Source organism: Citrobacter sp. LUTT5 (assembly GCF_009905315.1).
GTDB classification, from domain to species: Bacteria; Pseudomonadota; Gammaproteobacteria; order Enterobacterales; family Enterobacteriaceae; genus Citrobacter; species Citrobacter freundii.
In genome coordinates, this window is sequence record NZ_CP047606.1 from 2,893,132 (window position 1) to 2,904,648 (window position 11,517).

The following is an 11,517-nucleotide window of genomic DNA, read 5'->3' on the forward strand; positions in this document are numbered from 1 at the left end:
TCTGCGTTAGCAGTAAAAAACGTCGCATCGTGCTTTAGCCCAAAAAAAATCATAATCATTAAAAAAAGCCTGTTCCGTCACGCATTTACGCGTACAGTAAGCAGGCTTATTTTTTCTTTTGGCAAGGAAACTACGATGTTTGATGTCACTCTGCTGATCCTCCTCGGACTGGCAGCTCTGGGCTTTGTCAGCCACAACACCACTGTCGCTGTTTCAATTCTGGTGCTGATCATTGTCCGTGTTACCCCTCTGAATACTTTCTTCCCCTGGATTGAAAAACAGGGTCTGACCGTCGGGATTATCATTCTGACCATTGGTGTCATGGCACCGATCGCCAGCGGAACGCTACCGCCCTCCACGCTCATCCACTCCTTTGTAAACTGGAAATCACTGGTCGCTATTGCCGTCGGGGTATTTGTCTCATGGCTCGGCGGACGCGGCGTTACGCTCATGGGCAGTCAGCCCCAGCTTGTTGCCGGATTACTGGTGGGCACGGTACTGGGCGTGGCGCTGTTTCGCGGTGTGCCGGTGGGGCCGCTTATTGCGGCAGGCCTGGTCTCGTTGATTGTTGGGAAGCAGTAGCCAGCCCGTTCAGATAACGGCCTGGCGTCTGCCCCAGGCCTTTTTTGAACATAGTGATAAATGCCGTGGTCGAATCGTACCCGAGCATTTGCGCGACCTGTTGTACATTGCGGCCATCGATCAACGCCTGCAGCGCCAGAATCAGCTGGAGCTGGTGACGCCAACGGCGAAAACTCAACCCCGTTTCTTTGACGACCAGACGAGCAAGGTTACGTTCACTCATCGCAAATACGCTGGCCCATTGTCCCAACGTCTGCCATTGTGCTGGCTCTTTCGCCATCGTTGCGACCATTCTGCGAATTTTCGGGTGATCGGAAACCGGTAACTGCATCTGCTCCTGTGGTTGCTGCGGGAGTTCATCAAACAACACTTGCGTCAGCCGCTGGGTTGCCGGCTCCAGTCGCTGAGCATCCGATTTGGACGCCAGCGCCAGAATGAGTTCCCTACATAACGGGGCGATTTTCAGCGTGCAGCAACGTTCAGGCATCACGACAGCCTGCGGCTCAATAAACAGAAAACACAATTGCGCGCCCACGGTAACGTGGTTGCTGTGTGGAATTTCGCCAGGGATCCACACAGCATATTGCGGAGGCACCATCCACATAGCATTTTCAACTTCACAGGTGATCGCACCATGCAGCGCCAGGATCAACTGTCCCTTACGATGCTGATGCAGCGGACTGAAAAGTTCATCTTCCCGAGCCTGAATACAAAATGCGACCGCCGCATCGTGGTGCAAATCGGGCTCATATCCATCCAGTCTCAGCCCCAACATAAGAATGTCCTATTTTAGCGATAATCTGTCATTTTAGCTTGATTCATCCATAGTGTAAAAACGCTAAAGTATCGCCTCGCCTGACGATATGAGAAAAAAATGATTACTACACCTTCCTCCCGTGGCAAAAATGCAGCGTTGCTGATCGCGGGGATCCTGATGATTGCCACCACACTGCGCGTCACCTTTACCGGCGCAGCCCCGTTGCTGGATGCCATTCGCGCCGACTACGGTTTGAGTACCGCCCAGACTGGACTTCTGACTACCCTGCCGCTGCTGGCCTTCGCGCTGGTATCACCCCTGGCTGCCGCCGTTGCGCGCCGCTGGGGCATCGAACGTAGCCTGTTTGCCGCGATGCTGTTGATTTGCGTAGGTATTGCGATTCGTTCGCTGCCTTCCTCAGGGTTCCTGTTTAGCGGTACCGCCATCATTGGTTGCGGAATCGCGTTGGGAAATGTGCTGTTACCCGGATTGATTAAGCGTGATTTTTCCCAGCATGTGGCGAAACTCACTGGCGCATACTCGCTGACCATGGGCGCGGCGGCGGCACTGGGCTCGGCAATTGTGGTTCCATTGGCACTAAATGGATTTGGCTGGCGCGGTGCGTTGATGGTGCTGATGGCCTTCCCGCTGCTGGCGCTGATTATCTGGTTGCCCCAATGCCGCCAGACTGCTCATGCCAGCCTGAGTAACTCGCGCGCCTTGCATTCCCGCGCGATCTGGCGCTCTGGCCTCGCCTGGCAAGTAACGCTGTTTCTGGGGATCAACTCCCTTGTCTATTACGTCATCATCGGCTGGCTACCCGCCATTTTAATTAGCCATGGCTACAGTGAATCTCAGGCCGGTTCGTTGCATGGTTTACTGCAGCTGGCGACTGCCGCGCCGGGAATATTGATCCCTCTCGTCCTGAACAGATTTAAGGATCAGCGCGCCATCGCCGCTCTGGTTTCGTTAATGTGCGCTGTCGGCGCGGCGGGATTCGCCATAATGCCCGAACAGGCATTGCTATGGACCATCCTGTTTGGCTTTGGCTCAGGCGCGACGATGATCCTCGGCTTAACCTTTATTGGCCTGCGCGCAAGCTCAGCGCATCAGGCTGCAGCGCTCTCCGGCATGGCACAGTCTGTCGGATATTTACTGGCCGCCTGCGGGCCACCGCTGATGGGGAAAATTCACGACCTCAACGGTAGTTGGCTGATTCCATTAACGGGTGTCGCCGTGTTAGCGATGCTGATGGCGGTGTTTGGTTTGTGCGCGGGGCGCAATCGGGAGATCGCGAGCGCATAATGCAGAGGGCAGGTTCGCGGACAACCTGCCCAATATTTATCCGCGCGCGGCGCGCAGCATCGCCTGAACCAGAGGTACGGGTTTTCCCGCCAGCGCTCCGCGTTCATGCTGAAAGAGCGTGCCGACATAAAATGGATGTGTCACCAGCTCAATGGCACGAATATCACCAGCCTCATCCCAACCGGTCACACGGAGATCGCCGCGCTCCAGCTCAGCGGCAAAATCTTCCGATACGCCGTAGTTGCAGTGATATCCCTCCGAGATAACATCCCGTCCGTAGGCTTTGGCAATCAGCGTATTGGCCCGAAGCTCAATATCATCCGTTTTTTCTACCAGCGAGCAGGTCAACGGTGTTATCACCATCCGACCCGTGGTGTCCGTCTCCGCGTGGGCGGCGTCGATCCAGCCCAGCACGTTGCGGGCATACTCCAGAATGGCATGTTGAAAGCCGCCACAGGTACCCAGGAATGGGATGCTGTTTTCACGCGCATAGCGTATCGCGATCAGCGCCCCTTCCAGGTGGCGATAAGGACTGCCTGGAACGACCCAAATGGCATCATAACCTACCAGGTCCTCACTGCTGCTGATATCAGATGTGGTTAGCCAGTCATAATCAGCCACTAATTCCAGGACGGCAGCGGCATCATCAATGGCAAGAGGAATAGCCTGATGCGCCACAATATCGGGGTTGTAATCGCCCACCAGCGCAATGCGAAGCGTATCTTTAATCGGGGAAATTTCCATTAAACTTTCCTTATGTCCAGACAATGAGGGACACTATAAGGAGCCTCAGCCTACCGATTTTTTGTTGGTATCACAATCCCTTAAATTGGGAGTCAGGGCTGGCGGAATGCTATAATGGTCACGTTTTACGATCTTATTTAACCGTAATAGCGATAGCTTAATGGAGCGGATGAAGAGATGAATATTCAGTGCAAACGTGTGTATGACCCGGCAGAAAAAAGCGATGGTTACCGCGTGTTGGTCGACCGGTTATGGCCTCGCGGGGTGAAAAAGAGCGATCTTATTTTCAACGAATGGAATAAAGCACTTACCCCGTCATCTGATTTACGTAAGGCATTCCACGCAGAGTTGATTGATTTCTCGCATTTTTCTGAGCAATATCGCGCTGAACTGGCTCAACAGCAGCAAGAAGGAAAGCGCCTCGCAGAGATTGCCCGACAGCAAACCTTAACGCTACTGTATGCGGCGAAAAATACCCAGCAAAACCACGCGCTGGTGCTCGCTGAGTGGCTACGTCAATGCTGACCGCGTATCACTTGCCCGTTGTCGGATGATCTCTACGCCAGAGCGCCCATTCATCAATCACTTCCCCACCGGGTAGTTTGCAGTCTGACCTTACGCCTTGCGGAGTCTGCACCGCAACCAGCGTACCGCCCTTTTGTTCGCAATACACCGATGCCGGATTCGCCATGCCGATTTTTGGTGGTTTAGGGGCATCAGGCTGCGTGGTACACCCCGCCAGCACCAGCAAGCCGGGCAAAATAATAGACGCAAGTTTCATCTCTACTCCTGTTTAAAAGTATTATTCCGGCAGGTTACCCCGACTTCCCTTCTATCTCCATGTTTTACGTTCTAATTTCAATTTTATGATTACATTTCAGCCAGGAACGCGTGTTTCATCTTGCTCGCGGATGTTCTATCATGCGCCCACATCAGCCCTGTCATCACTCAGGAGTATTTACACCTCATGTCGGACATGATCCTTGCCAGAGTCTCACAATCCTTAGCCACGGAGCAGTCAGTTGAGAGTCTGGTACGCCAACTTCTGGAAATGCTGGAAGTAGTGACTGAGATGGAATCTACATACTTGACCAAGGTCGATCTGGATGCCCGTCTGCAGCATATTCTGTATGCGCGTAATAGCTGCCAAATGCAGATCCCCGAAGGGCTGTCCGTACCGTGGGATGAGACGCTGTGCAAACGCGCTATTGAGGAAAACTGTCTGTACAGCGACAACGTGCCCGTACGATGGCCGGAATGTACCACCGCTCGCGCACTGGACATCACCACTTTTCTGAGTACTCCCGTTCATCTTCCGGACGGAACGTTTTACGGTACGCTCTGCGCCACCAGTCGCCGCCAGCATGCGTTAAGCGAACGTGGTGAACAGGTGTTGCATCTGTTTGCCGGACTAATCGCCCAGTCTATTCAAAAAGAGTCGCTGGTTGCTCAGTTACGTGAAGCGAACGCTGCGCTGATTGCTCACTCCTACACCGATGCCCTGACCGGATTACCGAATCGGCGCGCAATTTTTGAAAATGTAGAGACCCTTTTTTCGCTCGCCCGCCACCTCAGGCAGAAGATAGTTGTCGCCTATATCGATTTGGATGATTTCAAATTGATCAATGACCGCTTTGGCCACGAGGTTGGCGACCAGTTCCTGATCCAGATTGGGCACCGCCTGCTGCGTAAATGTAGTGATAATGACATTCTCGGTCGACTGGGCGGTGACGAATTTTTAGTCGCTCGCCTGTCACCGGAAGATGACAGGGAGCAACGTGTTCGTCTGCAGCAGGTGAAACATCAGTTGCAGCAGCAAATTTGCGGCGACTACCACCTGGGCGATATTCATCTGTTTTATCCTGGTGCCAGTCTGGGCGTGGTGGAAATTGATCCGCTGGAGACTGATGTAAACTGTGCGCTTCATCTCGCAGACAGCGCAATGTACAAGGATAAAAAGCGTCAGGATAAAACCGCTTTTGTCGTACATTAACCCCTGCTATGCTGACTCGTCTTTAAATAACTCTGGTAGATAATCGTATGCGACTCGGTATTATTTTCCCTGTCATTATTTTCATTTCCGCTGTCGTTTTCTTATCCTGGTTTTTTATTGGCGGTTACGCTGCGCCTGGAGCATAACGATGAAAAAAACAACGCTTATTATGATTGGCGTGGCTATCATCGTGGTTCTGGGCACGGAACTGGGGTGGTGGTAACCAAAGAAAAAGGCCACTTATCAGTGGCCTCTATTGTCTGCATGTTTACTTAACTTTTGACTTTTCTATAGATAAACAACACCACAATCGCACCGATAACCGCTACGACAAAACTGCCAAAGTTGAAACCATCAACTTTACCAAAACCAAAGAAGGTACTGATCCAGCCACCCACTACCGCACCGACAACCCCTAAGATGATGGTCATAAAGAATCCGCCGCCATCTTTACCCGGCATAATCCATTTTGCCAAAATCCCAGCGATAAGACCGAAAATCACCCATGAAATAATGCCCATAATATCCCTCACTTATGTTTTTAAGTTAACGATTCGCTCGTTGTATAAAAGCATAGCATAGCGCTGAAAAATTAAAATTTGTGATCGGTATCACCTGCTATTTTCATCTTTTTCTGATCTTTCATAAGGTTAAACCATTCGATGCGACATTTTCCCTGACGTAGCTCGTCATTAATGTCGAATCGTCAGTCATTCTGCTTTACTCATTCGCCCTCAGTCCCTGCAATTACTGGGTTTTCACTTCTGGCACGATTTATGCTTAAACAACCGGTCACTATGACAAATCGTAGTCCGCGATGCGTATCGCGCGGCTCCGTTTACAATTCGCGCTATTTCAGCATTTAACAGGTCTGTTATTGATGAAAAAAATCACCAGTGTATGCCCATACTGTGGGGCCGGGTGCAAGCTCAAGCTTGTTGTTGAGAATAACAAAATCATCCGCGCCGAGGCCGCAGAGGGTGTAACGAACCAAAATCAGTTATGCCTGAAAGGCTACTATGGTTGGGATTTTCTTAACGACACTCGCCTTCTGACTCCCCGTCTGACTCGCCCGATGATCCGTTATGAAAAAGGTGGAAAATTCACTCCCGTTAGCTGGGATGAAGCCATTCGTTACACCGCAAAACGCTTATCTGAAATCAAAAATACCTATGGCCCCCGCGCCATTATGACCACTGGGTCTTCACGTGGAACAGGGAATGAAACCAACTACGTGATGCAAAAATTCGCACGTGGCGTTCTCCATACCAATAATGTCGATTGCTGCGCCCGTGTCTGTCACGGCCCTTCCGTTGCCGGGTTACAGGAAACATTAGGCAATGGCGCCATGAGCAATTCCATCAGCGACATTGAAAACTCAAAATGTCTGCTGATCTTTGGCTATAACTGCGCCGACTCGCACCCGATCGTGGCTCGCAGGGTAATTAAAGCTCGCCAGAATGGCGCAAAAATCATTGTCTGTGACCCACGTCGTATTGAAACTGCTCGTATCGCTGACCAACATTTGCAGTTAAAAAACGGGTGTAATATGGCACTGGTTAACGCCTTTGGCCATGTCCTCATCGAAGAGCAACTCTACGATCGCGAGTATGTACAAAAGCATGCGGAAGGACTGGAAACATACTGGGAAACCGTGAAGGACTATGCGCCTGAAGCCGTTGAACATTTAACGGGTGTTCCCGCACAGCAGGTTCGTCAGGCGATGCGTACATTTGCCGCAGCGCCATCGGCAACCGTGATGTGGGGAATGGGCGTCACCCAGTTTGGCCAGGCCGTTGACGTGGTTCGTGGTTTGTCGAGCCTGGCGTTGCTGACCGGCAATCTGGGACGTCCTAACGTCGGCGTTGGGCCGGTGCGTGGGCAGAATAACGTGCAAGGCGCGTGCGATATGGGGGTACTGCCTAACCAGTTCCCTGGGTATCAGGACGTGACCGATTTCACCATCAGGGAGAAATTCGCCAACGCCTGGGGCATTGACGTTAATCAGATGGATGACAAGGTTGGGACGCGCATCACCGAAGTTCCGCATCTGGCTATTGAAGGCAAAATTAAAGCCTACTACATCATGGGGGAGGATCCGTTGCAAACCGAGGCCGATTTAGGTCTGGTCCGCGAAGGGTTTAACGCGCTCGATTTTATTGTCGTGCAGGATATCTTCATGACCAAGACAGCGGAAATGGCCGACGTCCTCCTGCCGGCCACCTCCTGGGGTGAACACGGTGGCGTCTTTACCTGCGCCGATCGTGGATTCCAGCGTTTTGAAAAAGCGATTGAACCCTCAGGAGATGTCAAGCGTGACTGGGAGATCATCAGCCTGCTGGCCAGTGAAATGGGCTATCCCATGCGGTATCAAAGTAACCAGCAAATCTGGGATGAGATGCGCGAGCTGTGCCCGCTGTTCTACGGCGTAACCTATGAGAAAATGGGTGAAATGGGGCATATTCAGTGGCCATGTCCGGAGCTCGATCACCCCGGCACACCTTACCTTTACGCGAACAGCCAGTTTGATACCGCCAATGGCAAAGGCAAACTGTTTGCCGCACAATGGCGAGCGCCCGCAGAAGTTCCTGATGAAAAGTATCCGCTGGTCCTGTGTACAGTGCGTGAAGTTGGGCACTACTCCTGTCGTTCAATGACCGGCAACTGCGCAGCGCTGCAAGCCCTGGCAGATGAGCCTGGGTATGTGCAAATCAATACTCATGATGCAGAAAAACTGGGTATTCGTCATCGTGACCTGGTATGGGTCAGCTCGCGTCGTGGTAAGGTCATCAGCCGCGCGGATGTATCCGAGCGTATCAATACCGGAACGGTGTATATGACCTATCAATGGTGGATTGGTGCGTGTAACGAGTTAACCCAGGATAACCTCGATCCTATTTCGAAAACGCCGGAAACCAAATATTGCGCCGTAAGTATTGAGCACATTAGCGATCAGGGATGGGCTGAAAAGTATGCCGCACAGACGTATAGCGACATGAAATCACGCTTGTGCGAGGCCATTGCGTAAGTCACCTCGCTAACCGCCTGAGTCTGGTCATCCAGACTCAGGTATTTTCTCGTTACTTCGCCAGCTGTGGTTCACTAAAGCGAATAGCAGCAGATTCTTCCTGCTTATCCCGCTGCATAAAACCGAGGTTCATCAGGAACAATCCTACCATAAACGGGAGTTCATACAGCTCTTCAATGAGATCGCCGTACTGCGCGTTGTGCAAAAAGACAGGGGCCAGCAGACGATGATGCTCTACCGTATCGGAGATCAAAAATGCACAGGTGGTGATCGCTAACAGCCATAGCGGCAGCGGTTCATTGCGTAAGCGACGGGCAATATCCTGGCGTAAGCGTTTTGATATCAGGACAGGCAGAATAATCATTGCAATCAATACCACTGAGATAACTCTGAACAGAAGTTTAGGGTGCTCGGGGAAATAATCACGGCCCCAACTGGTACTGCGACCCAGCAACACCAACCACCACACAGCCGCCCAAAGCCAAAATTGTTTCTCGCCTTCAGGACGTGATAAAGGCCGGATGTAGCTGAGAGTAAAAAGCGCTCCAAACAGCAGCCATAACGCCTGGCCATTCTCAATCCATCTGACGACAGTACCGTTGAGCAAAGGTAGATTCCAATTCGCAGTGAACGGGATCGCTACGATGATCAGCCCAAGAATGAAAGTGGGTAATGTTAGTCGGGTATTCAGTTTCATAAGCGAGGTTCTGTATTGTGACTGTTTCACGATCATAACCCCTGTGAATGATCCAACATTAGCAATCAATGCGGATTTCTTAAGGTATTCTTAAGAAATCTTTTTCCGGATATTTCCAGGTTTAACACGGATAAAAAAACCGCTCTGCGCCAGAGAAACGCAGTGCGGTTTATAAATCAAAAACGAAAATATGCAATCAGAGGCAGAGGCTAACATCTACCAGCCGCAGACGTCGTGCTCATTCTCGGTATCGTATGAACGTACCGTATTGACCAGGTCTTTAACCACTTCAGCGGCCACATCCGGAATCAACAGCGTCATCGGCGCTTCAGTTTCATAATCGACTGACACGCCGTTGCTGTTATTGGTCACTGTTACGGTATAGGTTGCTTTGCCCATGATTTACTCCTTGCCGGTGCGCACGACTTTTCGTTGATTCGCGCTCTCCATCAGAACTTCCGGGGCAACGAAAAAATCGATATTAAAGTAAGTGTCGTCGGTCATCACTTCGATGTTATGCCATTTTTCCGGTGGAAAAACGCCAAACTGACCGGCTTCAATAACCATCACCTCTACGGGCTCCGGGCTATGTTCATCTGCGTATCCGAGATATTTGACCGCCCCCTGCATAACCGAAAGTCGAGGATAAACCCCGGCACGGGTTCCTTTATCAAGGTGGCGTTCGAAAATTCCGGCAGGTGCCGTTTCTTTGTTCCAGAATGGAGTAGAGCGTGTATGGATATGGTTCTGTGGAATTTGAAGCATTTTTCTTCCCTTTTCCAGTCGACAACCAGCGAGTTCTTACTGAACCGCTGCTGTACACAGGGTACGCCTCATAATATACATTTAAAATACCATTTATTGGTTATAACAATACAATTATAAATGAATTGCAGGGTGTAATATTGAAGGCCCGCCGTAACCAACGGGCCAATGGCGTCACGACTGAAGCGTGGCCAGACGAGCGGCAAAACCAACAAAAATCAGACCAATAAGGGAATTACCCACTTTGGCCAGCTTTTTCTTCGTACGGATATACTGCGTCACGAACGCGCCGGAGAAAATAAGAAAGCTCAGATAGAAAAAGCTCACTATCTCAAGCGTAATAGCCAAAATAAAGAATGACAGCCCTGAGTGCGGCGCATTGACATCAATAAACTGCACGAAGAACGACACATAAAACAAAATAGCTTTAGGATTCGTCAGGCTCAGAATTAACGCACGTTTAAAAATAGCGCCAAACGGGACTTCTTCAGGCGCGGCATCGCCAGCTTTCGATTTCAGTGTTGCATACAGGATCTTCGCACCGAGGTACAGCAGATAAAACGCGCCAAGATAGCGAACGATGTTGAACAAAACGGGCGTTGTTTTGATCAATGCGGCAACTCCGGCATAGGCCAAAAACATTAACACGGCATCGCCGATAAACACACCGCTTGCGGCGAGATAACCGCCCTTCACTCCCCGACCAACGCTGTTCTTCAACACAAATATCGTATTTGGCCCCGGTACCAGCACGATAAAAATAGCCCCCACCAGATACGTCCAGTAATTCAGAACTCCATACTCTGCGAACACGTTAACCTCTTCCTGAAAAAACACATGCACTTGCTGCGAGACAATATGCTAACGAATGCATCGGGTGATGGAAAGAGAAGGTTATGAATTAAAAAACCCGCCACTGGTGACGGGTGTGTACAGATAAGGTTAGCCCGGATTAATGGTGCAGCATCTCATCCACAACCTCTTCTCCCTTCAACTGGTAAGGGTAGTAGGTCGGCCAGTTTTCCATCTCTTCAAGCAAGGCTGCCTGCGAGGTATTTCCCATAAAAATATGGAAGTGGCTCGATTTACGCGGCGCGATAATATGATCGCTGAATTGCACGTATTTAGGTGCTTTGCTGTTAGCGTCTTTACACTCAAACAGATAACGTACACCTTTCTTGCCTGACTTATAGTGCAGAATTTTATAACCGGCGTAGTCGTATTTACATGATGCAACCTGATTACCGGTGTGAAATTCCATTACGTCATTTTCGATGCCGATGGTGTCTACGTTGGTTGCATAACCTTCACGGTAGTAATCTTTAATTTGTTCTGCCGTTTTGCTTTTGTCTTTCTCCGCTTTCTTTTTGAAGACCGGATCAAGCTCGCCGCTGACCAGATACGGATAGACAGATTGCCACATGCCATCCCAGTCGGTCAGCGCCCTATTTTGCACCTGGTTATCATCAAAAACCCCTTCCGACGCCTTTTGTTCTGCTTCGCTCATCGGCGCACCATGGGAATGATGACCGTGCGCCATAACCGAACCACTGACTACAAGCATCCCCAGAGCAATTGTCAGTTTTTTAATACAAATAGCCAAAATTTCACCCTCAAATCATTTGCGAGTGAGTGTTATAATATAA

15 protein-coding genes and 1 pseudogene are annotated in these 11,517 nt (G+C 50.5%); 7 read left to right on the top strand and 9 right to left on the bottom strand.

Annotated features, from left to right (window positions below; translation table 11 throughout):
- Nucleotides 1–135 precede the first annotated feature (135 nt).
- Complete coding sequence (locus tag GUC46_RS13990) at nt 136–582, top strand: DUF441 domain-containing protein (RefSeq protein WP_003832453.1); 447 nt, start codon at nt 136–138, stop codon at nt 580–582.
- On the opposite strand, the pseudogene GUC46_RS13995 reads toward GUC46_RS13990, so the two are convergent.
- Nucleotides 565–1,357, bottom strand: a pseudogene (locus GUC46_RS13995) (helix-turn-helix transcriptional regulator); the annotation flags it as partial. The gene GUC46_RS13990 and the pseudogene GUC46_RS13995 overlap by 18 nt on opposite strands.
- 99 nt (nt 1,358–1,456) lie before the next feature.
- Between GUC46_RS13995 and GUC46_RS14000 the strand changes: the two are divergent.
- Nucleotides 1,457–2,644 (top strand): CynX/NimT family MFS transporter, encoded by a 1,188-nt coding sequence (locus GUC46_RS14000; RefSeq protein ID WP_003846669.1) that lies wholly within the window; start codon nt 1,457–1,459, stop codon nt 2,642–2,644.
- 36 nt (nt 2,645–2,680) lie between these two features.
- Here the strand turns inward: GUC46_RS14000 and GUC46_RS14005 are convergent, their stop codons facing one another.
- The gene (locus tag GUC46_RS14005; RefSeq protein ID WP_102191113.1) at nt 2,681–3,388 is read right to left on the bottom strand and encodes a CTP synthase; all 708 of its coding nucleotides are present in this window, start codon (nt 3,386–3,388) and stop codon (nt 2,681–2,683) included.
- Between the two features lie 177 nt (nt 3,389–3,565).
- Between GUC46_RS14005 and GUC46_RS14010 the strand changes: the two genes are divergently transcribed.
- Nucleotides 3,566–3,913 carry a DUF488 domain-containing protein gene (locus GUC46_RS14010; protein ID WP_003030722.1) on the top strand — a complete coding sequence of 116 codons (348 nt, stop codon included), beginning with the start codon at nt 3,566–3,568 and terminating at the stop codon, nt 3,911–3,913.
- 7 nt (nt 3,914–3,920) lie between these two features.
- Here the strand turns inward: GUC46_RS14010 and GUC46_RS14015 are convergent, their stop codons facing one another.
- On the bottom strand, nt 3,921–4,169 hold the full coding sequence (locus GUC46_RS14015; RefSeq protein WP_003030725.1) for a DUF333 domain-containing protein: 249 nt from the start codon (nt 4,167–4,169) through the stop codon (nt 3,921–3,923).
- A 186-nt stretch (nt 4,170–4,355) separates the two neighbouring features.
- On the opposite strand from GUC46_RS14015, the gene GUC46_RS14020 reads away from it, so the two are divergent.
- From GUC46_RS14020 to yoaJ, 3 genes are read left to right on the top strand one after another with little or no spacing between them, the layout of a single operon-like run.
- Nucleotides 4,356–5,381, top strand: coding sequence for a sensor domain-containing diguanylate cyclase (locus tag GUC46_RS14020; RefSeq protein WP_032936130.1), 1,026 nt, complete (start codon nt 4,356–4,358; stop codon nt 5,379–5,381).
- Between the two features lie 47 nt (nt 5,382–5,428).
- Nucleotides 5,429–5,527: a YoaK family small membrane protein gene (locus tag GUC46_RS14025; protein WP_032941789.1), complete on the top strand. Its 99-nt coding sequence runs from the start codon at nt 5,429–5,431 to the stop codon at nt 5,525–5,527.
- Nucleotides 5,528–5,529: 2 nt separating this feature from the next.
- On the top strand, nt 5,530–5,604 hold the full coding sequence (gene yoaJ / locus GUC46_RS14030) for a protein YoaJ (protein WP_099530266.1): 75 nt from the start codon (nt 5,530–5,532) through the stop codon (nt 5,602–5,604).
- A gap of 49 nt (nt 5,605–5,653) precedes the next feature.
- Here yoaJ and GUC46_RS14035 read toward each other — a convergent pair whose 3' ends face one another.
- Nucleotides 5,654–5,902: a GlsB/YeaQ/YmgE family stress response membrane protein gene (locus GUC46_RS14035; protein WP_003030729.1), complete on the bottom strand. Its 249-nt coding sequence runs from the start codon at nt 5,900–5,902 to the stop codon at nt 5,654–5,656.
- A gap of 359 nt (nt 5,903–6,261) precedes the next feature.
- Between GUC46_RS14035 and fdhF the strand changes: the two genes are divergently transcribed.
- Complete coding sequence (gene fdhF / locus GUC46_RS14040) at nt 6,262–8,409, top strand: formate dehydrogenase subunit alpha (RefSeq protein ID WP_044712423.1); 2,148 nt, start codon at nt 6,262–6,264, stop codon at nt 8,407–8,409.
- A 52-nt stretch (nt 8,410–8,461) separates the two neighbouring features.
- Here the strand turns inward: fdhF and GUC46_RS14045 are convergent, their stop codons facing one another.
- From GUC46_RS14045 to zinT, 5 genes are all read right to left on the bottom strand, one after another.
- A complete protein-coding gene (locus GUC46_RS14045; RefSeq protein ID WP_003840864.1) occupies nt 8,462–9,106 on the bottom strand; it encodes a hypothetical protein in 645 nt (214 codons plus the stop codon).
- Nucleotides 9,107–9,322: 216 nt separating this feature from the next.
- Complete coding sequence (locus tag GUC46_RS14050; protein ID WP_003840863.1) at nt 9,323–9,505, bottom strand: DUF1869 domain-containing protein; 183 nt, start codon at nt 9,503–9,505, stop codon at nt 9,323–9,325.
- A gap of 3 nt (nt 9,506–9,508) precedes the next feature.
- Nucleotides 9,509–9,871 carry a DUF1971 domain-containing protein YeaR gene (gene yeaR, locus GUC46_RS14055; protein ID WP_003030735.1) on the bottom strand — a complete coding sequence of 121 codons (363 nt, stop codon included), beginning with the start codon at nt 9,869–9,871 and terminating at the stop codon, nt 9,509–9,511.
- Between the two features lie 174 nt (nt 9,872–10,045).
- On the bottom strand, nt 10,046–10,684 hold the full coding sequence (gene leuE, locus GUC46_RS14060; protein WP_003840862.1) for a leucine efflux protein LeuE: 639 nt from the start codon (nt 10,682–10,684) through the stop codon (nt 10,046–10,048).
- A 139-nt stretch (nt 10,685–10,823) separates the two neighbouring features.
- Nucleotides 10,824–11,435 carry a metal-binding protein ZinT gene (gene zinT, locus GUC46_RS14065; protein ID WP_236654168.1) on the bottom strand — a complete coding sequence of 204 codons (612 nt, stop codon included), beginning with the start codon at nt 11,433–11,435 and terminating at the stop codon, nt 10,824–10,826.
- Nucleotides 11,436–11,517: the final 82 nt, after the last annotated feature.

Coding starts and splice junctions, on each gene's coding strand:
- GUC46_RS13990 (WP_003832453.1), top strand. CDS start 136: ATGTTTGATGTCACTCTGCTGATCCTCCTCGGACTGGCAGCTCTGGGC.
- GUC46_RS14000 (WP_003846669.1), top strand. CDS start 1,457: ATGATTACTACACCTTCCTCCCGTGGCAAAAATGCAGCGTTGCTGATC.
- GUC46_RS14005 (WP_102191113.1), bottom strand. CDS start 3,388: ATGGAAATTTCCCCGATTAAAGATACGCTTCGCATTGCGCTGGTGGGC.
- GUC46_RS14010 (WP_003030722.1), top strand. CDS start 3,566: ATGAATATTCAGTGCAAACGTGTGTATGACCCGGCAGAAAAAAGCGAT.
- GUC46_RS14015 (WP_003030725.1), bottom strand. CDS start 4,169: ATGAAACTTGCGTCTATTATTTTGCCCGGCTTGCTGGTGCTGGCGGGG.
- GUC46_RS14020 (WP_032936130.1), top strand. CDS start 4,356: ATGTCGGACATGATCCTTGCCAGAGTCTCACAATCCTTAGCCACGGAG.
- GUC46_RS14025 (WP_032941789.1), top strand. CDS start 5,429: ATGCGACTCGGTATTATTTTCCCTGTCATTATTTTCATTTCCGCTGTC.
- GUC46_RS14035 (WP_003030729.1), bottom strand. CDS start 5,902: ATGGGCATTATTTCATGGGTGATTTTCGGTCTTATCGCTGGGATTTTG.
- fdhF (WP_044712423.1), top strand. CDS start 6,262: ATGAAAAAAATCACCAGTGTATGCCCATACTGTGGGGCCGGGTGCAAG.
- GUC46_RS14045 (WP_003840864.1), bottom strand. CDS start 9,106: ATGAAACTGAATACCCGACTAACATTACCCACTTTCATTCTTGGGCTG.
- GUC46_RS14050 (WP_003840863.1), bottom strand. CDS start 9,505: ATGGGCAAAGCAACCTATACCGTAACAGTGACCAATAACAGCAACGGC.
- yeaR (WP_003030735.1), bottom strand. CDS start 9,871: ATGCTTCAAATTCCACAGAACCATATCCATACACGCTCTACTCCATTC.
- zinT (WP_236654168.1), bottom strand. CDS start 11,435: ATGCTTGTAGTCAGTGGTTCGGTTATGGCGCACGGTCATCATTCCCAT.